Origin of the sequence: Reyranella sp., assembly GCF_965228225.1 — a bacterium.
Classification (GTDB): domain Bacteria; phylum Pseudomonadota; class Alphaproteobacteria; order Reyranellales; family Reyranellaceae; genus Reyranella.
In genome coordinates this window covers 4424841-4447707 of the sequence record NZ_OZ245801.1, presented here as the reverse complement: position 1 = coordinate 4447707, position 22867 = coordinate 4424841, and the positions used below count along the sequence as shown (strand labels likewise).

Here is a 22867-nt window from a genome sequence, read left to right as displayed (position 1 = left end):
TCCGGCTCAGCCATCCGGCACGGGCTGGGCGTCTAGCCACTGCCGCGCGAGGTGCAACTCGCGGAAGATGGCGAGGGGTCGCCGGGCGGTCGCCGCCGCGGCGAAAGTCCTGGCCTGTCCGAAGCTGCTGTCGGAGGCGGCGACGATTGCCAGCGGTCCGACCTGGCCGTGCTGGGCATAGAGCACGACCCTGGCGCCCAGCGCCTGCAGGTTCTCGTCGCTCAGCGCGCCGGGCGTGTGAGTGATTTCGAAGATCTTGCGATAGCCCATCGCGCCGTCCGCCGTGACGCCGGCGAAATAGCGCTCGATGTCGCTCACCGTGACCTTGTCCCGGGCAACGGCGACGACCAGCCGGTCGGGATGCGAGATCGTCCACTGGACGGGCATGATGGGAATTCTAGCACGGAACGGATGACGGGCGGGACCCTGAGACGGCATAGTGCGGCCTCCGGGGGAGTATCATGAGCATTCGCGTCTTTACCGTCGTCCTCGTTGCCTCACTTCTGGCCGCCTTGATGCCGGCCGGCGCCGAAATCCTGCCGACGCCGCCAGGCTGGCAGATCGAGCGGGCCGTCCTGGTGAATCGGCACGGTGTGCGCTCGCCGACTGCGCCCAACGATCAGCTCGACAAATACAGCGCAACGCCCTGGCCCACCTGGCCGGTCGAGCCCGGCTTCCTCTCACCCCGCGGTGAGGAGCTGATGCGCCTTATGGGCGGCTATTACCGCGTGCTGTACGGCGGGCGCGGGCTGGTCCAGGCGGACGACTGCCCGACCGCCGGCACGGTCGCGGCCTGGACCGATCTCTCTCAGCGGACGCGTACGTCGGGCGCCGCGCTCCTGGCCGGCATGTATCCGCGCTGCGCCAAACTGCCCCTGCGCAACCAGGCGAACTTCACGGTCCCCGATCCGCTCTTCAATCCGCAACCGACCGCCTCCTGTCCCATGGACATCGGGGCCAATCGCGCCGCCATCCTGGCGCGTCTGGGCGGCAGCTTCGCGTCGATCCAGCGCGACTCCGCCGCCTCGCTTTCCATGATGCAGTCCGTTCTATGTCCGGGCGATGCGACCAAGGGAGCTGGCGGCGGCAGCTGTGGTGAAGCGGGCGTCAGGAACAGCATCGAGAGCGGCACCGAGGACGGCGTGCGGCTGCGCGGACCCCTGGGCTATGCTTCCACGGCGGCAGAGAATTTCCTCATGCAATCCGCCGAGGGCATGCCCAAGGACCAGATCGCCTGGGGTCGGCTCGCGCACGAGGCCACCCTGCGGGAACTCCTGACCCTTCACCAGCTCGACCAGGATCTCACCCAGAAGACAAAGCCGATCGCCCAGCAGCGCGGCTCGAATCTCCTTTCGTTGATCGGCGCCATCCTGGTGAACGGCCATAGTTTTCCCGGCCATGCCGCCACCGGCCAGCCGGTCCGCCTGGGATTTCTGGTGGGCCACGAGAGCAACATCCACAACCTTGCCGCCTTGCTCGATCTGACCTGGCAGATCCCGGGCTTCCTCCCCGGCGAGGCCTCGCCGGGCGGGGCCCTGGCGTTCGAGCAGTTTCGAGAGGTGCGGAGCGAAAAGCGCTACGTGCGGATTGCCTACTATGCGCAGACGCTGGACGAGATGCGCCGTCGCGCGCCGCTCAACTACCGCGATCCGCCCGGCATGGTGCAAGTGGCGCTGCCGGCCTGCTCGGGCGAGCTGGTGAACAATGCCTGCCCTCTTGAAAGCTTTCTCAAGATCGTGAAGGCGGCGGTCGATCCCGGATGCGTAACCGCGATGGCCGGGGACTATTAACGATCGGAAATCAGGCGTTCGCGGCCCAGGGCGGTGATGGCATCGCCTTCCAGGCTCGTCTCGATCAACGCCAGGTGGACGAGGCGTGCCCGATGCTCCGGCGGCATCGATGCGGCCGTGCCTTCGGCCAGGTCACGCAGCGAAGCAAGAGCGGCCTGGGTAAGCGGGGCGATCAGGCCTTTGGGCATAGTTCGAATGTCTCTCGCCATGTTTCTTATCACCTCCTTCGTCGACGGTGATAACGGCAGGACGGCTTGAAAGTTGAGAGCGCACACCTCGATTACGCCGGGAACCGCCCCGAGTCTGCCCTGTTTCGCCGCTCCTACGTGTCGGCCGTAACGCGCGAGGGCGGATCGAGCAGGGACACCAGCACGCGCTCTAGACTTTCGGCCTCGAGCGGCTTGGGGAGGACGGGAACGTTGGCGTAGCGCCGATCGATACTGTCGCGCTGATATCCGGTGATGAACACGAAAGGAACGCCCCGCGCGATCAACAGGTCGGCGAGCGGATCGGCCAACTCGCCCGCAAGATTGAAGTCGAGGAGCGCGCCGTCGAAACGCTCGCTGCGCGCCGCTGCCAATCCGTCGGCCAGACCGCCATAGGGGCCGAGCACGGTGGCGCCGAGATCCTCGACGATGCGCTTGGCCATCATGCCGACCAGCACCTCGTCCTCGACCATGAGGAGGCGGCGCCCCGTCAGACTGCGCACCCGCCCGCTCCGTACTTCCCGAGGGCCTTCCGTCTGCGGCGCCTGCACGGGCGTCGGGCCGACGATCTGCGCGCGTGGAATCGAGAGGCGACATTGCAGCCCCTCCGGCCGCCAGTCGTAGCGCACACCGCCACGGAACTGCGCCTCGATCGAAGAGCGGACGATGGAAAGGCCGAAGCCCAGCGACTTGGGCTCCCGGGCGAGCGGGCCTCCGGTTTCGATCCAGTCGATCACCAGTGCCTGGTCGTCGAGAGTCCAGACGAGGCGGAGGTGGCCGCTGTCGGTCGACAGCGCGCCATACTTGGCGGCGTTGGTGGCCAATTCGTGCACCGCGAGCGCCACGGCCTGCGCGGTCGCCGGCAGCAGCATGGCCGGCGGGCCACCGGACTGGATCCGCTGGCGATGGTCGGTGCGATAGGGCGCCAGCTCCTCGTCGACGATCTGACGGAGGTTCGCGCCCTGCCAGCGCGCCGCCGACAGAAGATTGTGCGTGGCGGCGAGCGCGTGGATGCGACCCTCGACCGTCGAGATGAACTCCGGCGTGCTCCGGGCCTTGGTGAGCCGCAGCACCGACAGGACGACGGCCAGCATGTTCTTGGCGCGATGATCGACCTCGCGCGCCAGCACCAGCTGCCGCTCCTCGGCCCGCTTGCGCTCGGTGATGTCGACGGTGACGCCGTTCATGCGCACGGCCATGCCACTGGCATCGCGCGCGATCACCCCGGCCCCGTAGCACCAGCGAACCTCGCCGCTGGGGCGGATGATGCGGAATTCGACCTGGAAGCGGTTGTCGCCCGCGGCGACCATGGCGCCGACCGTGTTCCTGTCGCGGTCCTCGGGGTGGATCATCGCCTCGATGCGTTCGACGGTCGGCTCGAACGAGGCGCGATCGACGCCGAAGATGCGGTAGGGACCGTCGTCCCACTCGACGTGACCCGAGACGAGATCGACTTCCCACGAACCCATGTCCCCGGCGCTGAGGGCGATCGACCGGCGCTCCTCGCTGCGCCGCAGCTGCTCGGTCTGGGCTTCGAGTTCGGCGGTGCGCTCGGCGACGCGCTTCTCGAGCTCCTGGTTCATTGCCTCGAGCTGGCGGGTCTTGCGGTAGAGTTCGATGAAGACCCGCACTTTTGCGCGCAACACCTCGGGCACGACGGGGACCGTCACATAGTCGACGGCACCGATCTCATAGCCGCGCAGAAGATCCGTCTCGCCGATCTGGACCGCCGAGACGAAGATGATGGCGAGCTTCTGGAAGCGCGGATGCTCGCGAATCATAGCCGCGAGCTGGAAGCCGTCGATCTGCGGCATCACGACGTCGATCAGCACGACTGCGATGTCCTCCAGCTTCAGCAGAAGGCCGAGCGCCTCGTGCGGCGAATTGGCCTTCACGAGGTTCTCGCCCAGCTCACCGAGGATGACCTCGTAGCTCAGCAGCTTGGCGGGCTGATCGTCGATCAGCAGGATGTTGACCTTGTCCATGGGGGCTGATGTCCGGGTCAAGGTCAGCGATGCAGCCAGAGGCGAAGGGCCGAGAAGAGCTGCTCGGTGTTCACGGGCTTCGCGAGGTAGTCGGACGCGCCGGCCTCGAGGCACTTTTCGCGGTCGCCCTTCATGGCCTTGGCGGTGAGGGCGAGGATGGGCAGTCGGCGCAGGGCCGGCTTGCTGCGGATCAAGGTCATGGTCTCGTAGCCGTCCATGTCGGGCATCATGATGTCCATCAGCACGATCGACACGTCGGGTGACGCTTCGAGGATCGAGATCGCCTCGTGGCCGGTCGTCGCGGTCAGCACCCGCATGCCGCGCCGCTCCAGCGCACTCGACAGCGCGAAGATGTTGCGGGCATCGTCGTCGACCACCAGCACGGTGCGTCCGGCGAGAACCTCGTCGGAACCGTGCAGGCGCTCCAGCATGCGCTGCTTCTCGGGCGCCAGGGCGGCCGCCGCGTGATGCAGGAACAGGGAAGTCTCGTCGAACAGCCTCTCGGGCGAGGCCGCACCCTTGACCACGATGCTGCGCGCCATCGAATGCAGCCGCCCTTCCTCCTCGGCCGTGAGGTCGCGGCCGGTGAACACCACGACCGGCAGGTCGGCCAGCGCTGGGTCGGCCTGGAGGGACTCCAGCACCTCGAAGCCCGACATGTCGGGGAGGCGCAGGTCGAGCACCATGCAGTCATGGCGCTCGGTCCGCAGTCTTCCCAGCGCCTCCGCCCCCGAGCCGACTGTCGTGATCTCGACTTCGGGATGATCGAGAAGAGCGGCGATGCTCAGTCGCTCGCCCTCGTCGTCTTCGGCAACCAGGAGTCTCTTGCGCCGCGGCTGGACGTAGTCGTTGATGCGCGCGAGCGCGGCGGTCAGTCCTTCGGTCGAGGTCGGTTTGCTCAGATAGGAGAAGGCGCCGCGCGACAGGCCCTGCTGGCGATCCTCATCCATGGTCAGGATCTGCACCGGAATGTGGCGAGTTTCCAGTGTGCGCTTGAACTGGCTCAGCACGTTCCAGCCCAGCATGTCGGGCAGGAATACGTCGAGCGACATGGCGACGGGCTTGTACTGCAAGGCGAGGTCCAGCGCCTCGGAGCCGCGCGCCGTCACCACGGCCTTCAGCCCTGCGGCATGTGCGGCATCGACCAGGATGCCGGCATAGTTGGCGTCGTCTTCCACGATCAGCAGGATGCGGTCACCGGGTCGCAGATCGTGCCGGTCGTCGGGAAACTGATCGGCGAGATGCTCGGGCAGTGCCGCGACCGGCAGGGGCTGCGAACCTTGTCCCTGGCCCTGGCCGGGCTGACGCACGGCCGTACGCGGACCGGTGTACATCATCGGCAGGTACAGGGTGAACGTGCTGCCGATGCCGGGCGTGCTGCGCACGGTGAGTTCCCCGCCCAACAGGCTCGCCAACTCGCGGCTGATCGCGAGGCCGAGGCCGGTGCCACCATATTTGCGGCTGGTGCTCGCATCCGCCTGCTGGAAGGCCTCGAACACGATCTTCTGCTTTTCGATCGGGATCCCGACGCCGGTGTCGGTGACCTCGAAGGCCACCACGGCGCTCGCCTGATTCAACGCGCCATTGTCGGAGCGCCAGCCGGCGGTCACCGGTACGGCGCGCAGCCGCACGCTGCCCTCGGCCGTGAACTTCATGGCATTGGACAGCAGGTTCTTCAGGATCTGCTGCAGGCGCTTGGAATCGGTGACGATGGAGCGGCCGAGATCGGGATCGGTCTGGACCTCGAAGGTCAGGCCCTGCGATTCAGCCTGGTGACGGAACGGGCGGGCCACGGCTTCGAGTACGTTGGCGAAGTAGATCTCCTCGGCGTCGACGGTGACGGTGCCGGATTCGATCTTCGACAGGTCGAGGATGTCGCTGATCAGGTTCAGCAGGTCGGTGCCGGCGCCATGGATGGTGCGCGCGAATTCGACCTGCCTCGGGGCCAGGTTGCCGTCGGGATTGTCCGCGAGCTGCTGGCCCAGGATGAGGATCGAATTGAGCGGCGTGCGCAGCTCGTGGCTCATGTTGGCCAGGAATTCCGACTTGTAGCGCGAGGTCAGCGCCAGCTCCGAGGCCTTCTCCTCGACGGCGCGCCGGGCCTGCTCGATCTCCTGGTTGGCGCGCTCGACCTCGGCGTTGCGCTCGGCGAGCTGGGCGGCCTTCTGCTCGAGCTGCTCGTTGGTCTGCTGGAGCTCGCTCTGCTGGCTCTGCAGCTCGCCTGCCAGGGTCTGAGACTGCTGCAGCAGGCTTTCGGTCTGCATCGTCGCCTCGATCGAGTTCAGCACGATGCCGATCGACGCGGTGAGCTGCTCGAGGAAGGCGATCTGCAGCTCGGTGAAGGTGCTGAGCGAGGCCAGCTCGATCACCGCCTTCACCTGGCCTTCGAACAGCACGGGCAGGACGATGAGGCTCCTCGGCGAGGCACTGAACAGGCCCGACGTGATGGGCCGCGCTGCATCCGGCATGGTCGAGATGTGGATCGGTCGTCCGTCGGCGGCGCACTGGCCTATCAGGCCCTCGCCGACGCGCAGCGTCTCCGGATGTCCGTCGCCCACCGCATCGGCATAGACGGAAAGAAGGCGCAGCCGGGCCTTGTCGTCGTCGACCGTCTGATAGATCACGGCCTGGTGCGCATTCACGAGCGGCGTGAGCTCGCTCAGGATCAGCCGGCCGACGGTCCCGAGGTCACGCTGCCCCTGCAGCATGTTGGTGAACTTGGCCAGGTTGGTCTTCAGCCAGTCCTGCTCGGTGTTGCGCTCCGTCGTGAGACGGAGGTTGTCGATCATGGTGTTGAGCTTGTCCTTCAGCTCCGCCACCTCGCCCAGCGCATCGACCTGGATCGAGCGCGTCAGGTCGCCCTTGGTGACGGCCGTCGCCACTTCGGCGATGGCGCGCACCTGGGTGGTGAGATTGGCGGCCAGCAGGTTCACGTTGCCGGTGAGGTCCTGCCAGGTGCCGGCGACGCCGGGGACCTGCGCCTGACCGCCCAGCTTGCCCTCGGTACCGACCTCGCGGGCCACGCGCGTCACTTCGCCGGCAAAGCCGTTCAGCTGGTCGACCATCGTGTTGATGGTCTCCTTGAGCTGCAGGATCTCGCCGCGCACGTCGACCGTGATCTTCTTGGACAGGTCGCCCGTCGCGACGGCGGTGGTCACTTCGGCGATGTTGCGCACCTGGGTGGTGAGGTTCGCGGCCAGCAGGTTCACGTTGTCGGTGAGGTCCTTCCAGATGCCGGCGACGCCGGGGACCTTCGCCTGGCCGCCCAGCTTGCCCTCGGTGCCGACCTCGCGGGCGACGCGGGTGACTTCGCCCGCGAACCCGTTCAGCTGGTCGACCATCGTGTTGATCGTGTCCTTCAGCTGCAGGATCTCGCCGCGCACGTCGACGGTGATCTTCTTCGACAGGTCACCGGTCGCGACCGCAGTGGTCACCTCGGCGATGTTGCGCACCTGGGTGGTGAGGTTCGCGGCCAGCAGGTTCACGTTGTCGGTGAGGTCCTTCCAGGTGCCGGCAACGCCGGGCACCTGGGCCTGGCCGCCCAGCTTGCCCTCGGTGCCGACTTCGCGCGCCACGCGCGTCACTTCGCCGGCGAACCCGTTCAGCTGGTCGACCATCGTGTTGATCGTGTCTTTCAGCTGCAGGATCTCGCCGCGCACGTCGACGGTGATCTTCTTTGAGAGATCGCCGTTGGCCACGGCGGTCGTCACCTCGGCGATGTTGCGCACCTGGCCGGTTAGGTTGGTGGCCATGAAGTTGACGTTGTCGGTGAGGTCCTTCCAGGTGCCTGCCACGCCCGGGACCTGGGCCTGGCCGCCGAGCTTGCCCTCGGTGCCGACCTCACGCGCGACACGCGTCACTTCGCCTGCGAAGGAGTTGAGCTGATCGACCATCGTGTTGATGGTCTCCTTGAGGCGCAGGATCTCGCCCGAAGCATCGACGGTGATCTTCTTCGAAAGATCGCCGCCCGCCACCGCGATCGTGACGTCGGCGATGTTGCGTACCTGGGTCGTGAGATTGGCGGCCAGCAGGTTCACGTTGTCGGTGAGGTCCTTCCAGGTGCCGGCGACACCGGGGACCTGCGCCTGGCCGCCCAGCTTGCCCTCGGTACCGACCTCGCGGGCCACGCGCGTCACTTCGCCGGCGAAGCCGTTCAGCTGGTCGACCATCGTGTTGATGGTCTCCTTGAGCTGCAGGATCTCGCCGCGCACGTCGACGGTGATCTTCTTGGACAGGTCGCCGCGCGCCACGGCGGTTGTCACGTCGGCGATGTTGCGGACCTGCGCCGTCAGGTTGGTGGCCATCGAGTTGACGTTGTCGGTGAGGTCCTTCCAGGTGCCGGCGACACCGGGGACCTGGGCCTGGCCGCCCAGCTTGCCCTCGGTACCGACCTCGCGCGCCACGCGGGTGACTTCGCCGGCGAAGCCGTTCAGCTGGTCGACCATCGTGTTGATCGTGTCCTTCAACTGAAGGATCTCGCCGCGCACGTCGACGGTGATCTTCTTCGACAAGTCGCCGCGCGCCACGGCGGTGGTGACGTCGGCGATGTTGCGCACCTGGTCGGTCAGGTTGCCGCACATGGCGTTCACCGAGTCGGTGAGGTCCTTCCAGGTGCCGGCGACGCCCGGCACGATCGCCTGGCCGCCCAGCTTGCCCTCGGTGCCGACCTCGCGCGCCACGCGGGTCACTTCCGAGGCGAAGGAGCGCAGCTGGTCGACCATCGTGTTGATGGCCTCCTTGAGCTGCAGGATCTCGCCGCGCACGTCGACCGTGATCTTGCGCGAGAGGTCGCCGTTGGCCACGGCGATGGTCACGTCGGAGATGTTGCGCACCTGGGCCGTCAGGTTGTTGGCCATGGAGTTGACGCTCTCGGTCAGCTCGCGCCACACGCCCGTTACTTCGCTCACCTTGGCCTGGCCGCCCAGCTTGCCCTCGGTTCCGACCTCGCGAGCAACCCGGGTCACCTCGGAGGTGAACACGGCGAGCTGCTTGATCATGGTATTGACGATGGTGGCGGCGCGCAGGAACTCGCCCTTCAGGGGACGTCCGTCGACGTCGAGCCGCACGGTCTGCAGCAGGTCGCCCTGAGCGACAGCCCCAATGACCCGGGTGACCTCGGTGGTCGGCCAGACCAGATCGTCGATCAGCGTGTTGACTGAGCCTTCCATCTCGCCCCAGGCGCCCGCCGACAGGCCGAGCTTCACGCGCTGGCGTGTGCGACCCTGTTCGCCGACCGCCTTGCCGATGCGTTCGAGCTGATGGGCCATGCTCTCGTTGCCGGCGGCGATGTCGTTCACCACCGCGGCGATTCTTCCCAGGATACCGCCGTGGTCGCCGGTCAGGCGTACCGAGAAATTGCCGCCCCGCAGGGCGCTCAGCACGTTCAGCAGCTCTCCGAGATCCGGGGACGACGGCGCGTTGAGGGACGAAAAGGACGCTGGCGCTGCTGGCCCATGCGCCACGTTTGAACCGGCGTCAGCAGTCATGACAAGGCCCCCTCAATCCGGGAGCACGCCGCCACGGAATATTTTTCGGTTCCTCGGGAACCTGGTCCGGCGCGGGTTGGACCCCCTCCAACGACCAGCAACGCGGATCGTTGCGCAAGGTTCCGAAAGAGGAGGCCGCCCGGGTCGAGCGCGAAAGCTCAGCTGTCTCCGAACTGCAGGGCCTCGCGGCGCCCGGCCTGTTCGTTTGCCATCATCACCAGCCCATAGGTCACCACGACGATGAAGACGATCGTGGCGTACAGCGTGTAGGGGTGCGACGCCGCCGCCGCGCCTGGCGGCAGGACATGAATGACCTCCAAACCCAGCACGCCGGCGCGGATGACGCGCGCGACGCCCAGGCCCACGAAGGCCAGCGCCGCCGGCAATCGACTCTGCAACCGGTCCCTGTGCCGGCCCTGCCAGATCTCCCAGGCCGACGCCAGCCCCAGCAGGCCGAGAGTCAGGGAGAAGGGAATCGAAGCGGCCTGCCGTCCCGCGCCCAGCCCGCGCAGCACGACGAATAGCGCCAGAAAAACCAATGCCACCGATATGCAGGCGAGTGACAGTCCGATCAGGTCGTTGAAGCCGCGGTTGGCATAGCGCAGGCTCAGCCACATCGCGGCAAAGCCCGCGACGATCACCATGTCGGCCGCCACGCTCAGGGCCACGTCGGCCTGTGAGGTCCGAAAGCGCAGGATCAGGGCGCCGAGGCTGGTGAGCAGCAGGGCGGCCGTCCACGCGCGCAGCGCCGGCGCCTCGCGATGGAGATACCAGGTCAGGAACGCCGCGCCCGCGCTGCAGACGGTAACGATGCCGCCGATCAGGTAGAGCGTCTTGACGTTCAATTCGATGACCATCAGGCGGGAGGGGCCACCGACAGGCCCTTGACCTTGTGGCGCTCGATGAAGCTCTGGACCATGCCCGACTTCTTGGCCTTTTCGACAAAGTCGGCGAGGAAGGCGGCGCCCTCGCCATTGGCCTTGGCCGTTCCGACCGCCTGTTGCACCGCGGTGAACTTGCCCTCGAGGATCTTCAGTCCCGGTGCCTTCTCGACATCCTTGAGAAGGCCGGGGCGGAGGCCGGCCAGCACTTCGAGCTTGTCCGACATGAATTTCTCATAGGCCGCGTCGAGGCCGCTCACCTGGACGAGCGTGGCATTGCGGATGTTGTTCACCAACCAGAGATCGTAGGCCGAGCGGGCGGAAACGGCGATGCGCACGCCCTTCTTGTCGACGTCGGCGATCGACTGGATGGGCGAACCCTCGGGCACCATGTAGGTCGCTTCGATCTCGACATAGGCGGCGGTGAACTGGATCTTCTCGGCGCGTTGCGGCTCGGCGCCGATCAGGCCGATGTCCCACACGTCCTTGCCGACCTGGTCGCCCAGTTCGCCGGGCGACTTGAAGGTGACGTACTTCACCGGCACGCCCAGCGCGGCCGCAATCTCGCGTGCCATGTCGGGCGCGACCCCGGTCGGATCGCCGCTCTCGCTGCGGCCGGTCACCAGCAGGAAGTTGGAGAGATTGATGCCGGCGCGCAGGACGCCGGTCGGGGCAAGTTGGGCTCTGACCTTGTCGTTCATTGCGCCAGTCTATGGCCAACCGGGAGCGGATGGTAGGTTGATGACGAGGCTCTTTGCTCACGACTCCGCTGGCCGCGGGCGCGCCGGAGAAATTGTTTCGCAGCGGTCACAGCGCCGCTTCGCCCATTTCGCGCTAAAGTGTGCTCATGAGCGCTGAAATCGTCGTCGAGACCACCGCCGGAAAGATCCGCGGCATCCGCGATCGCGGTGTCGAAATCTTCAAGGGCATTCCGTATGCCGAGCCGCCGCTCGGCGAACTGCGCTTCCGGCCACCGCGCAAGCCGCGTCCGTGGAGCGGAACGCGGGACGCCCTCGAGTACGGCAACATGGCGGTGCAGAGTCCGAACGTCTTCGCGCTGCCCGAGGACCTGCTGCGCCTCTTCACGCTCGCGGGCCGGCAGAAGCTCGACGAGGATTGTCTCTATCTCAACGTCTGGACCTCGGGTCGCGAGGGTACGCAACGACCGGTCCTGTTCTGGTGTCACGGCGGCGCCTTCATCACCGGTTCGGGCTCCTCGCCGTGGTCGGACGGGGCCAACCTGTGTCGCCTCGACGATGTCGTCGTGGTTTCGTTCAACCATCGGCTGGGGGCCTTGGGCTACCTGCATCTCGAAGATATGGCCGATGGCTTCGAGCATGCGGGCCTGGCGGGCGTCCTCGACATCGTGGCGGCCCTCGAATGGGTGCGCGACAACATCGCCCGGTTCGGCGGCGATCCGGGTAACGTCACCATCTTCGGCGAATCGGGTGGCGGCGCGAAGGTGAGCGTCCTCATGGCCATGCCACCGGCCAGGGGGCTGTTTCAGAAGGCGATCGTCCAGAGCGGACCGGCCGTGCAGATGGCCAACCGCGAAGACGGCTCGAAAACCGCGCGACAGATGCTGGAGCATCTCGGCCTCGAGGCCGCGAGCGCCGCCGAGTTGCGCCGTCTGCCGGCGGAGAAGATCCTGGAGGCGCAGGTCAAGGTGCTGGCGGGCGTCAGCCGCGCGGCCTTCGCCGACCGGCGGAGACTCGGCTTCAACCCGGTGATCGACGGCACGCTGTTTCCCGGCGGCCCCTTCGCGCCCCGTGCGCCGCTCGCCTCCCTCGACGTGCCGCTGATGATCGGCAGCAACAAGGACGAGATGACGCTGTTCCTGGGTCACATGCCCTGGGTCACCGAGGCCACCTTCGACAACCTACCCGACGCCCTGACACCCTATCTCGGCGATCGGGCGGCCGAGATCGTCGCCGTTTATCGCAAGGCGCAACCGAATCTGAAGGCGGACGAGATCGCCATCGCGATCGTCTCCGACCAGGGCGTCCGCGCGCCGTCGCTCCTGATGGCCGAGCGCAAGCTGGCGCAGGAGGCTGCGCCGGTGTTCGTCTATCTCTTCGCCTGGGAGACGCCGGTGCTGGGCGGCCGGCTGAGGTCCTGCCACACGCTCGAAATACCCTTCGTCTTCTCGAACCTCGACTCGGCGGAACTGGCCGGCGACGATCCCGCGCGCCTGCCGCTCGGCGAAGCGATGAGCCGCGCGTGGGTCGCGTTTGCCCGGAACGGCAATCCCAACCATCCCGGCTTGCCGGTCTGGCCGGCCTATACGGTGGGCATGCGTGCCACCATGGTATTCGACACCGTGTGCCACCTCGACATCGACCCGCTGGGAACCGAGCGGCGGGTCTGGGAGACAAAGGAATGAAGATCACCGACGTCACCTTGACGCTGTTCGCCTGGGACGACATCCCGCCCACGACCTATGGCGCCCATACCGGCCGCTTCTCGGGCAAGAGCGCGCTGGGGCTTCTGCGCCTCGTCACCGACCAGGGACTCGAGGGGCACGCCTTTCTGGGCTCGGCGATGAATCCCGCGACGTCCGACGGGCAGGCGCTGATCTCCCATCTCAAGCCGGTGCTGATGGGAAAGGATCCTTTCCAGCGTGAACACCTGAACCAGGAGATCTGGAAGCGCCAGCGCTCGGCTGGCGTGCGCGCCATCGGCGCCGTCGACGTGGCGCTGTGGGACCTCGTGGGCAAGGCGATCGGCCAGCCGATCCATCGTCTGCTGGGCACGTTTCGGGAGTCGGTGCCGGCCTATGCGAGCTCTGCGGTGCTGGGCTCGCCCGCCGAGTACGCCGAGGAAGCGGTGCGGTTCAAGGAATATGGCTGGGCCGCCTACAAGATCCATCCGCCGACGCGCTGGAAGGAGGACATCGCGGTCTGCGAGGCGGTGCGTCGCGCCGTCGGCGACTACACCATCATGCTCGACTCGACATGGAGCTATGATTACCCGACCGCCATCCGCGTCGGCCGTGCCGTCGAGGAACTGGGATTCTACTGGTACGAGGATCCACTGGCCGACCAGGACATCTACAACTACACCAAGCTGAAGCAGCAGCTCTCCATTCCGATCATGGCGACCGAGTATCCGCAGACCGGCCTCGATTCATACCAGCCTTGGATCATGCAGCAGGCGACGGACTATCTGCGCGGCGACGTCGCGGTGAAGGGCGGCATCACCACCCTGGTGAAGACCGCCCATCTCGCCGAGGCCTTCCGCATGAACTACGAGGTTCATCACGGGGGCAATTCGCTGAACAACGTGGCGAACCTCCATGTCATCGCCGCGATCCGCAACACCGAGTTCTTCGAGGTGCTGCTGCCCGACGGCGCGCAGAAGTACGGGCTCGTGCACGACATCACCGTCGGACGCGATGGGCTGGTGCATGTGCCGAACGAACCGGGGCTCGGGGCGACCATCGATTTCGACCTGATCGAACGCAAGAAGGTCACGGTCCTGACCTGAGAGGCGGGGCGAGCCGGCCCTCTTCTATTCGGCTATTCGGCGCGGATGTTGTTGGCGTCGATGACGGCCTTCCATTTGGCGCGGTCGCGCAGGATGGTGGCCTTCATATCGGCGACGGTCCCGCCGGTCGGTTGGAAGCCGAGCGAGACGAGCTTCGCGGCGAAGGCGGGATCCTTGACCAGCTTGTTCACCTCGGCGTTGAGTCGGTCGACGATCTCCTGGGAGGTCCCCGCCGGCGCGCCGAGCCCGAACCAGTTGTCCGCGCGGTAGTCCGGAAGGCCCGATTGGGCGATGGTCGGAACGCCGGGCAGCACCGGTGACGGCGGGACGCTGGTGAAGGCGACGGCGCGAACCGCGCCAGAACGGATGTGCGGCAGGATTTCCGCCAGGTTTCCAAACATCATGTCGACGCGGCCCGCGACGATCTCGGCGATGGCCGGCGGCCCGCCGCGGAACGGAACGTGCAGCATCTCGATTTCGGCCATGGTGGTGAACTGCGCCGCCCAGAGATGGTACGAGCCGCCGACGCCCGACGAGCCGTAGGTGAGCTTGCCGGGATTGGCCTTGGCGGCCTTGATCACGTCCTCGACGGTCTTGAAGTCGGTCTTCGGCGACACGTAGAGCAGGTTGTCGAGCCCGGCGATGATGACGATCGGCATCAGATCCTTGTCGGGATCGATGTTGATCTTGTTGCCCGGCATGATCGGCGACGTGCAGGCCATGTTCATCGTGTAGAACAGGATCGTGTAACCGTCGGGCGCGGAGGCGGCGACGGACTGCGCCGCGATCATGCCCGTGGCGCCGGTACGGTTCTCGACGATCACCTGCTGACCGAGCGCTCCGCTCAACCGCTCCGCCACGAGGCGGGCCAGGATGTCGGCGCCCCCGCCGGGAGGAAATCCGTTGATCAGCTTGATGGGCTTGCCGGGCCATGCCTGCGCCCAGGCGGCAGGCGCCATGAGAGTCAGCGCCAGAGCAGCCGCAAGGGCCAGCCTCGCAATGTTTCGCATTTTCCTGTTCCTCCCACGGCGGCAAGATGGGAGGAGAGACGACGGCTCACAAGCAGGGAAGATGCCGTGGTTTCAGGGAGCGAACCATCGAGATCTACATTGATGCCGATGCCTGCCCGGTGAAGGCCGAGGTCTACCGCGTGGCGGAGCGATACGGACTCAAAGTCTTCGTCGTCGCCAATGCCTACATCAACGTGCCGCGTGATCCGCGCATCGAACGCGTGGTCGTGAGCGACGGCTTCGACGCGGCGGACGACTGGATCGCCGAGCGGGCTGGGCCGGACGACATCGTCATCACCTCCGATATCCCGCTCGCCGATCGCTGCCTGAAGAAGGGCTCTTCGGTCATCGGATCCAACGGCGTGCCCTTCACCGCCTCCTCGATCGGCATGGCGATGGCGAGCCGCGAGTTGATGTCCAACCTGCGGGCCATGGGCGAGATCACGGGGGGGCCGAAGCCGATGGCGCCGCGCGACCGCTCCCGCTTTCTCTCGGCACTCGACGAGGCGGTTCAGAAGGTCCGGCGCCGTCGTCCCTAGTGTCCAGCAGAGCCGTCAGCGATGCTCCATCCAGACGTCTTCGAAGCGGAAGCCGTTGGACGCATTGATGGTTTGTGGTGCGAACCCGTGCACGTGGGGCTGCCAGCAGGTTGCGGCACGCCTCCACGCCAGGGGCAACCGCGCGCCGTCTGCCAGAAGCCGGGCGTCGATGTCCCATGCGAGCTGGCGGCGCTTCTCGACGTCGAGTTCCTGGGATTGGACCTCGAAAAGTCTTTCCATCTCCGGATTGCAATAGCGGCTGTAGTTGCGCTCCGAGCGGCAGGAGAAGGATTCGTAGAAGACCTGGTCGGGATCGTCGATGCCATTGCCGGTCGTCTCGATTGCAAGCGCGTAGTCCCTGCGCTGCAGGCGGGTGTACCAGTGTGTGGTCTCGACGATGTCGATCGCCGGTTCGATGTAGATCTCCCGAAGTTGCTTGGAGAGCACCGTCACGGGGTTTCGATAGGGCGAGACGGCGCGGGTCAATATCCTGATCTGCAGCGACTTGTCCGGCCCGAAACCGGCCGATCGCATCAACGCGCGCGCTTCCTCGCGGTTCTTGCCGAAATCGGTTCCGTAGCCGGGAACGTCGGCCAGCATCTCGGTCGGCATGCCCCATCGTCCCTCGGGAGGGGGGTACAGGTGTCCGCCGATCAAGCCGCTGCCGCCGTCCAGCGCCGCAACGAATTCCCGACGATCCAGGGCCAGCGCGAGCGCCCGGCGGATGTCGGGACGATCGAAGGGCGCGGCATCGCGGTTCAACAGCAGGTTGGTGTTGATGTTCATCGTCGCCGACTCGCACACCACGCGCGACGACTGTCGTTTGACGTCGCGCAGTTGAGTCATCGAGACTTCACCCGGAAAGGTCATGTCGTAGCGGCCGGCAACGAAGCTCAGCAGCGCCGCCGAGCGGCTGGCGACCACCGAGAATTCGATACCGTCGAGATAGGGGCGGCCGGCCTTCCAGTAGGCGGGATTGCGCTTCAGCCTGATGCGATCGAACTTGTCGAAGGCGTCGAGCACGAACGGCCCGGTGCCGACCGGCTTCAGGCGCATCTGCGCCGGCGGAACGTGGCACGGATAGATCGGTGTCAGGCCCGATGCCAGCATGGCCAGCAGCGAGGGTTGCGGCCGGTTGAGGTGGATCGTCACGTCGTAGTCGGTCTTCGCCCGGACGAACCTGACGTTGGCGAACCAGGCGCCGCGCGGGTTGCTTCGCAGGGGATTGCGGGCCCGGTTGGTCAGCAGGTTGAAAGTGCACTCGACATCGCTCGACGTGAACGGCATCCCGTCGTGCCACTTCACGCCGCGGCGCAGCGCGAAGGACAGCTCTGTCTTGTCCTCGTTCCACGACCAGGACTCGGCAAGGTCCGGAACGATGGATTGATCGCTGTTCTGCGGTACCGCCGGATCGAACGCGACGAGGTTGTTGAAGATCGGCATGAAGGCCACGACGGTCGCGGCATTGCCCTCTTCCAGGATCGAGGCGGTGGTCGGAGTTTCGCGCTGGAAGAGGCGAAGCATACCTCCGCTTCGCTGAGCAAGCGCGGTGTCGCACCAGCACAAAAGCAAAGCCAGGGAGACGGACAGCAGCCTCGTACGCATCGCCCAAACCTTCACGCACGCCAGACCGACGCTCACGGCACGATCTTGACTCTGACAGTATTGCCAGCGAGGCGAAAGCGACGGCAGCCCTCGGGATACAATGATTACAATTCAGCGCCGTCACCTTGGAATAGCCCCAAAGCGGGACCTCAAATAGACTGTGGCGGCATCCTGCAACGCCCTGTGGCGTTCACGGGTCTCGAGGCGTTCACGAGTTATTGGCCATGCAGAAGCGAACCTGGATCCGGACCGGAGTGGCCGTCGTGGCGTTTTCTGCGCTGGCGGCGCTTGCCGGCCTCGCGGCGCCCTCTCTGCTGAACATCGACCAGTACAAGCCCGCGATGATCGCGGCCGTGAAGGAGGCGACCGGCCGCGAGCTCGTGATCGAGGGCCCGCTCAAGCTCACGATCCTCCCGACCTTGCGCATCAGCGCCCGGCAGGTCCACTTCGCCAATGCGGTCGGCGCCAAGGGCGCCCAGATGGTGGATGTGCGCTGGGTCGGCATCACCCCGTCCTTCTGGGCCTTGCTGCAGGGCCGCATCGAGGTCGGGCGGCTCACGCTGTTCAGGCCCACCCTCGTCCTGGAGACCGACGCCGAGGGGCGGCCGAACTGGGAATTCCATCCCGGCGCGGGCGCCGCCCAGCCGGCCGGTGCGCCGAGCAGCGGCCTGCACCTGACGATCGGCACCCTCAAGATCAGGGAGGGGACGCTCAGCTACACCAATCCGGCGACCGGCCAGACGCTGAAGGCGGAGAATCTGGAGGCCCTGGCATCGGTCGGCTCTTTGCAGGGCCCGTTCGAGTTCGACGCCACCGCGACCGTCAACGGGGTTCCGCTGTCGCTGATGGCCAAGGTCGGCGCACCGTCCGACAAGGGCAGCGACATGTCCTTCAAGCTCAAGGTTCAGAGCGGCACGCTGAACTTCGACGGGCATGTCAGCCGCATCGCCCCGGATGCCGACGTGAAGGGCAGGGTCGCTCTCGCCACCGGCGGCCTGACCGATTTCATCGCCACCCTGATGCGGGCGGGCGGGCAGGAAGTGCCCGCCTTGGATGCCGCAGCGATCGGCTCGTTCGCTTTCGACGGCGCCATCGACCTCTCGGCCGAGAAGCTGGCGCTGACCGATTTCAGGATGTCGATCGGCACCGAGAGCGTGTCGGGCAGCGTCACCCTGGTGACGGGGCCCAACCCGTCGCTGGAGAGCCGTCTTTCGTTCCCGAAGGTCGATACCGAGAAATGGCTCGCGCTGTTGTCCAAGCCGGAGGCGTTTCGGCCGAAGCCTGTCGTGGCGCCTGCAACTCCGCCGCCCGCTGCCGCATCCGCGGCGCCTGCCGTCGCCCCGGCCAAAGCACCGGCCGCCGCTGCGCGCGCCTCCCTGTCGCCGTTCCCGCCCGAGTTCACCGTTCTGCTGTCGATCGACGCTCAGGAGGTGACCTATCGCAACGGCTCGGCACGCGACGTGGGCCTCGCCGTCGAGATCCGAAACGGCGTGATCGCCGTGCCCCGTCTCAGCGCCACCTTGCCGGGCGACATGGTCCTGAAGGCGAACGCTGAAGCTGCCGTGCCGCCGGCTCCCGCCGCACCGGCGCCCAAGACGGGAGCCGCCCCTCCGGTGCAATCCGCCGGGCAGTTCAGCCTGACCGGGCCGCGGCTGCGTGAGACGCTGGCATGGCTGGCGATCGACACGTCGGGCGTGCCGGCCGGCAAGCTCCAGACGCTGGCGATCGAGGGCAAGGTCGCGGCGACGGCCAACAGTCTGCAGATCTCCGATCTCGCGATGGACCTGGACGGTCAGCGCGCCACCGGCAGCGGTAGTATCACCTTCGGCATACCGCTTACGGTGTCGACGTCCGTACAACTCGACAGTTTCGACCTCGATGCCTACCTGCCGCCGCCCCGCGAGGCGTCGATCGTCGCGGATCCGGCCGCATCGACGGCCCCGCCATCCGCCCCGGCCGCGACCACGCCTGCCCCCGACAAGACCCTTCCCGTCCTGGGACTCAAGGCCAAGGTCGCCAAGCTCGTCTTCCGCGGCGGGACCGTGAACGGCATCGACGCGGACCTTGCCGTCCAGGGCAATCTCCTGAAGGTGAACGGACTGAAGGTCGGCGACCTTCTGGGCGCCAAGTTCGACTTCAAGGGCCAGGTTGCCGACTTCGGCACCGCGCCGCACTTCGACGTCACCTTCAACGCCACGATGCCGGACACCGACAAGCTGCTGGTCTATGCCGGCCTGCCGAAGTTCCTCAACGGCAAGCTCGGCGCCTCGACGGCAGGCGGCAGCGTCGCCGGCACGATGGAGGCGCTGACCCTGCGCAATGCCTCGGTCACCGCCGCCGGTGCCAGCGCCCGCGCCACCGGTTCGCTGGTGCTGGGCGACAAGTTCGCCTTCGATCTGTCGAGCTTCGCCCTGGAGGCGCAGGATGCGAGCGGGTTGGTATCGGTGGCGACGGGCAAGCCGCAGACGGGGCTGGGCGGGCTGGCTGCCGAGGGCGCCTTCAAGGGCAACGACCAGCGCGCTTCGTTCGAGGGCAGCCTGACGGCGATCGGCACGCAGATGTCGGGGCGCATCGACGCGACCCTGGGCGCGAGGCCCAATTTGGCGGCGAACCTGCGCATCCCCGGCACGCTCGACCTCGACGACTGGCTGGGCGTCACCGATGGACCTGTGCCGTCCGTGCCTACGCCGGCGCTTCCGGCAGCACCGGGCGGCGCCAACGCCGCGGCCGTGCCGTTGCCGTCGAAAGGGGCGCGCGTCGCGACGGGCAAGCAGATCGACCTTTCCGGCCTGCGCGCCTTCGACGCCACGTTGAACCTCGAGACCAGCGCCATCGAGGTCGGGGCGCTCCGGGTCACCTATGCCGACATGGATGCCACGTTGCGCAACGGCGTGTTCAAGGTGTCCAAGCTCACCGGCCAGTTCTACAGCGGAGCCGTCGACTTCGCGGGAACGGTCGATGCCTCGAAAGACACCATGACGGTCGACGTCGCCGGCACCCTGCAGGGCATCTATGTCGGTGAGATGCTGCGCGGCGCGGCTGGGCAGAACGTCTTCGGCAACGAGCATCTGAAGGTCGCGGTCGACGGCAAGATCAACGTCATGCAGATCGCGCTGCAGGGGCAGGGCAACTCGCCCGAGCAGATTCGCAATTCCCTGACCGGTCAGGGCCATCTCTCGGGCGTCATCTATCCCTCGGTTGCCGGCGGTTCGCTGGGCTTCGCTTCCTTCGCGACCGGCATCGGCAGCCTCTTCAGCACCGAGATGGGATTCAATTCGGCGGTGATATCCGGCTTCATCAACGCGCAGAGCACGATCGAGGGCGACATCACCCTGTCCAATGGCGAGATCAACCTGCAGAACCACGCGATCAAGGGCCCGAATGCGACGGCGCGTATCAACAGCCGCACCAACCTGACCGCGGCGACCACCGAGACGACGATCGCGGTCGGCTCGGGCGCGGATGGCTCGACGGATTACGTGATGACGGTGACGGGCCCTGTCTCGTCACCGACGATGAGCATTCGCGGCAATTGATGCCCTTCGAGCGGGGACGCCTTACGCCGCCCGCTCCTTGAGGATTTCCCAGGCGCGCCGGAAGGTCTGCGCCATTTCCTCGGCCGGCACGGCGCCGGAGAAGAGAACATGGCCCTGCAGCGCGAAGCTCGGCACGCCCTGGATACCGGCGTTGCGTGCCATCTGGTCGGCGGCGAGCACTTCGCGCCGGCCCTCGTCGCCAGCCAGCATCGCGAGCACCTCGGCCCGGTCGAGCCCGGCTTCGGCCGCGACGTCGGCCAGAATCTTCGAGTCGCCGATGTCGGCGCCCTTGCAGAAATAGCTGTCGAACAGCTCCTCTACGACGGCATCCTGCATGCCGCGCTGACCGGCGAAGCGAATCAGGCGATGGGCGTTCACCGTGTTGGGCGTGCGCACGATGCGGTCGAGATGGAATTCGAGGCCGACCGTCGCGGCGGTCTCGGTGATGCGCTGGTCGAGTTGCCGCGAGCGTTCCAGGCTGCCGAACTTGGAGATACGGTAGCTGGTGCGCTCGACGCCCTCGGCGGGCATTTCGGGGTTGAGCTGGAAAGGGTGCCAGGCAACGGCGATCCGGCAATGATGCGCGGCGAGAAGATCGAGGGCGCGTTCGAGCTGGCGCTTGCCGATGTAGCACCAGGGGCAGATCACGTCGGAGATGACGTCGATGCGGCCGGTCGGTTGGACCTGGTCCATGGCTTTGTTTCCTTCCCTATTATGTGGAAGCCTATACCTGCCGGAAATCTCCGGCAACGAGAGGACCACGCCCATGCCGAACTACCGCTCCGCCCTGATCGTCGGGACCGGCCCCGGGCTCGGCGCCTCGCTGGCCCGTCTGTTCGCGAAGAACGGTTTGTCCGTTGCCCTGGCGGCCCGGCAAACCGACAAGCTCGCTGCACTTGCGAAGGAGACCGGCGCGTCGGTTCATGCCTGCAATGCCGCGGATCAAAAAGACGTTGCGGCCCTGTTCGAGGCGCTCGACACCGCCGGCCGCACACCGGATGTCGTGGTCTACAATGCCAGCAACAGGGTGCGCGGCGCGCTGGTCGACCTGTCTCCGGACGACGTGAAGCGGGCCATCGACATCAGCGCCTTCGGCGCCTTCCTGGTGTCGCAGCAGGCGGTGAAGCGCATGCTGCCCAAGGGCGAAGGCGCGGTTCTCCTGTCAGGAGCGACGGCGGGCGTGAAGGGCTTCGCCCTCTCGGCCACCTTCGCCATGGGCAAGTTCGCGCTGCGCGGTCTCGCGCAATCGATGGCGCGCGAACTCTCGCCCAAGGGCATCCATGTTGCCCATTTCGTGATCGACGGCGGGATCCGCAGCGCCGCCCGGCCAGTGCCCGAGGACAGGCCCGACAGCCTGCTCGATCCCGACGCCATCGCCGAGACGTACTGGCATGTGCTGCACCAACACCGCAGCGCCTGGAGCTGGGAAGTCGAGGTGCGGCCGTGGGTCGAAAAATTCTAGCGCGACGGACGCGTTACCAGGAGAAGCGCCAGGTGAGGGCGGCCCCCGTCACGAACTGGTTGCGCGATCCGCCCGGCCCCGTGACGATCGGGGAGTTGGCGACCGTGTCGGCCAGATAGTTGTAACTGCCGAAGGCGACGAAGCTCAGACTGTCGTGGATGCGCCACAGGGCGCTCGCCCCGACGCCGACGCTGCGAAGCCCGGCACCCGGATAGTACTGCGCATAGCCCGAATTGATCGACTGCAGGGCGGTGATGCCGAAATAGGCCTGGTTGAAGGTGCCGTCGGTCACCGAGAGGCGGGGGCCACCGGACAGGAACACGCTGTCGCTGAGCCGCAGCTTGCCATCGACCAGCGCGTCGAAGATCAGGCCGTTGCTCCCACCGATGCCGCGCCGCAGCTCGATCTTGGCGGCGATGAAGGGCTGGTCGTAGCGCAGGAAGGCGCCGCCCTCGATCGTGAAGGGCACGTTGCCCGTGCCGTAGAGATAGCCGCCGTCGCCCTGGTTGCGGGGGAAGCGGTAGCGGAAGATCGGGCCGGCCTTGAAGCCGGAATTGTCGAACAGCGTGGCTCCGATGCCGTCGCGCGCCGAGATGAAGAACTTGTCGCGTTGATAGCGCAGGTCGAGGTTGGGAACCGGCAGCACGCGATAGTTGGCGCTGCCCTCGAACCACGGGGCGATCACCGCGCCCGGTCCGATATCGAACGTCCAGTCCTTCGGCGGCGGCCCGGCGGGCTCGCTGCCGATGCTGGTGGGCTGGGCGGAAGCTGTTCCTGCTTGCACCGTGACGAGGGCGAGGCAGGTCGCGAGGAGACGGGACAAACGCACAGGGCAACTCCGCTGTTGACCCTCTTTTACGTGCCCGACTGATTACCGGATC

General features: G+C 66.6%; 16 protein-coding genes. 6 read left to right on the top strand and 10 right to left on the bottom strand.

Annotated elements, in window-relative coordinates; translation table 11 throughout:
• Positions 1 to 6: 6 nt before the first annotated feature.
• Positions 7 to 387, bottom strand: coding sequence for a hypothetical protein (locus ACO07K_RS21605; protein ID WP_422031491.1), 381 nt, complete (start codon positions 385 to 387; stop codon positions 7 to 9).
• Between the two features lie 74 nt (positions 388 to 461).
• On the opposite strand from ACO07K_RS21605, the gene ACO07K_RS21600 reads away from it, so the two are divergent.
• Positions 462 to 1790: a histidine-type phosphatase gene (locus tag ACO07K_RS21600; RefSeq protein WP_422031489.1), complete on the top strand. Its 1329-nt coding sequence runs from the start codon at positions 462 to 464 to the stop codon at positions 1788 to 1790.
• On the opposite strand, the gene ACO07K_RS21595 is transcribed toward ACO07K_RS21600, so the two are convergent.
• The 5 genes from ACO07K_RS21595 to ACO07K_RS21575 form a co-directional block, all read right to left on the bottom strand.
• On the bottom strand, positions 1787 to 1978 hold the full coding sequence (locus ACO07K_RS21595) for a hypothetical protein (protein ID WP_422031487.1): 192 nt from the start codon (positions 1976 to 1978) through the stop codon (positions 1787 to 1789). The genes ACO07K_RS21600 and ACO07K_RS21595 overlap by 4 nt on opposite strands.
• A gap of 134 nt (positions 1979 to 2112) precedes the next feature.
• Positions 2113 to 3981 (bottom strand): HWE histidine kinase domain-containing protein, encoded by a 1869-nt coding sequence (locus ACO07K_RS21590; RefSeq protein ID WP_422031485.1) that lies wholly within the window; start codon positions 3979 to 3981, stop codon positions 2113 to 2115.
• A gap of 23 nt (positions 3982 to 4004) precedes the next feature.
• Positions 4005 to 9467 carry a HAMP domain-containing protein gene (locus ACO07K_RS21585; protein WP_422031483.1) on the bottom strand — a complete coding sequence of 1821 codons (5463 nt, stop codon included), beginning with the start codon at positions 9465 to 9467 and terminating at the stop codon, positions 4005 to 4007.
• A 158-nt stretch (positions 9468 to 9625) separates the two neighbouring features.
• Complete coding sequence (locus ACO07K_RS21580) at positions 9626 to 10324, bottom strand: hypothetical protein (protein ID WP_422031481.1); 699 nt, start codon at positions 10322 to 10324, stop codon at positions 9626 to 9628.
• Positions 10324 to 11049, bottom strand: coding sequence for an ABC transporter substrate-binding protein (locus ACO07K_RS21575; protein ID WP_422031480.1), 726 nt, complete (start codon positions 11047 to 11049; stop codon positions 10324 to 10326). The genes ACO07K_RS21580 and ACO07K_RS21575 overlap by 1 nt, the downstream gene beginning before the upstream one ends.
• A gap of 146 nt (positions 11050 to 11195) precedes the next feature.
• Between ACO07K_RS21575 and ACO07K_RS21570 the strand changes: the two genes are divergently transcribed.
• Together ACO07K_RS21570 and ACO07K_RS21565 are read left to right on the top strand one after the other, a co-directional pair.
• A complete protein-coding gene (locus ACO07K_RS21570; RefSeq protein ID WP_422031478.1) occupies positions 11196 to 12731 on the top strand; it encodes a carboxylesterase/lipase family protein in 1536 nt (511 codons plus the stop codon).
• Positions 12728 to 13834 (top strand): enolase C-terminal domain-like protein, encoded by a 1107-nt coding sequence (locus ACO07K_RS21565; RefSeq protein WP_422031476.1) that lies wholly within the window; start codon positions 12728 to 12730, stop codon positions 13832 to 13834. Before ACO07K_RS21570 ends, ACO07K_RS21565 begins: the two co-directional genes overlap by 4 nt.
• Positions 13835 to 13866: 32 nt before the next feature.
• On the opposite strand, the gene ACO07K_RS21560 is transcribed toward ACO07K_RS21565, so the two are convergent.
• The gene (locus ACO07K_RS21560) at positions 13867 to 14844 is read right to left on the bottom strand and encodes a Bug family tripartite tricarboxylate transporter substrate binding protein (RefSeq protein WP_422031474.1); all 978 of its coding nucleotides are present in this window, start codon (positions 14842 to 14844) and stop codon (positions 13867 to 13869) included.
• Between the two features lie 26 nt (positions 14845 to 14870).
• Between ACO07K_RS21560 and ACO07K_RS21555 the strand changes: the two genes are divergently transcribed.
• Positions 14871 to 15383, top strand: a complete 513-nt coding sequence (locus ACO07K_RS21555) for a YaiI/YqxD family protein (RefSeq protein ID WP_422031472.1) — start codon at positions 14871 to 14873, stop codon at positions 15381 to 15383.
• Between the two features lie 15 nt (positions 15384 to 15398).
• On the opposite strand, the gene ACO07K_RS21550 is transcribed toward ACO07K_RS21555, so the two are convergent.
• Positions 15399 to 16907, bottom strand: a complete 1509-nt coding sequence (locus tag ACO07K_RS21550) for an ABC transporter substrate-binding protein (protein ID WP_422031470.1) — start codon at positions 16905 to 16907, stop codon at positions 15399 to 15401.
• Between the two features lie 305 nt (positions 16908 to 17212).
• Here ACO07K_RS21550 and ACO07K_RS21545 point away from each other — a divergent pair, with 305 nt between their 5' ends.
• Positions 17213 to 20524 (top strand): AsmA family protein, encoded by a 3312-nt coding sequence (locus ACO07K_RS21545; protein WP_422031468.1) that lies wholly within the window; start codon positions 17213 to 17215, stop codon positions 20522 to 20524.
• Positions 20525 to 20545: 21 nt separating this feature from the next.
• On the opposite strand, the gene ACO07K_RS21540 is transcribed toward ACO07K_RS21545, so the two are convergent.
• Positions 20546 to 21217 (bottom strand): DsbA family oxidoreductase, encoded by a 672-nt coding sequence (locus tag ACO07K_RS21540; RefSeq protein ID WP_422031466.1) that lies wholly within the window; start codon positions 21215 to 21217, stop codon positions 20546 to 20548.
• Positions 21218 to 21290: 73 nt separating this feature from the next.
• Between ACO07K_RS21540 and ACO07K_RS21535 the strand changes: the two genes are divergently transcribed.
• On the top strand, positions 21291 to 21986 hold the full coding sequence (locus tag ACO07K_RS21535; RefSeq protein WP_422031464.1) for an SDR family NAD(P)-dependent oxidoreductase: 696 nt from the start codon (positions 21291 to 21293) through the stop codon (positions 21984 to 21986).
• Positions 21987 to 21999: 13 nt separating this feature from the next.
• Here ACO07K_RS21535 and ACO07K_RS21530 read toward each other — a convergent pair whose 3' ends face one another.
• Positions 22000 to 22815: a MipA/OmpV family protein gene (locus ACO07K_RS21530; protein ID WP_422031462.1), complete on the bottom strand. Its 816-nt coding sequence runs from the start codon at positions 22813 to 22815 to the stop codon at positions 22000 to 22002.
• Positions 22816 to 22867 lie beyond the last annotated feature (52 nt).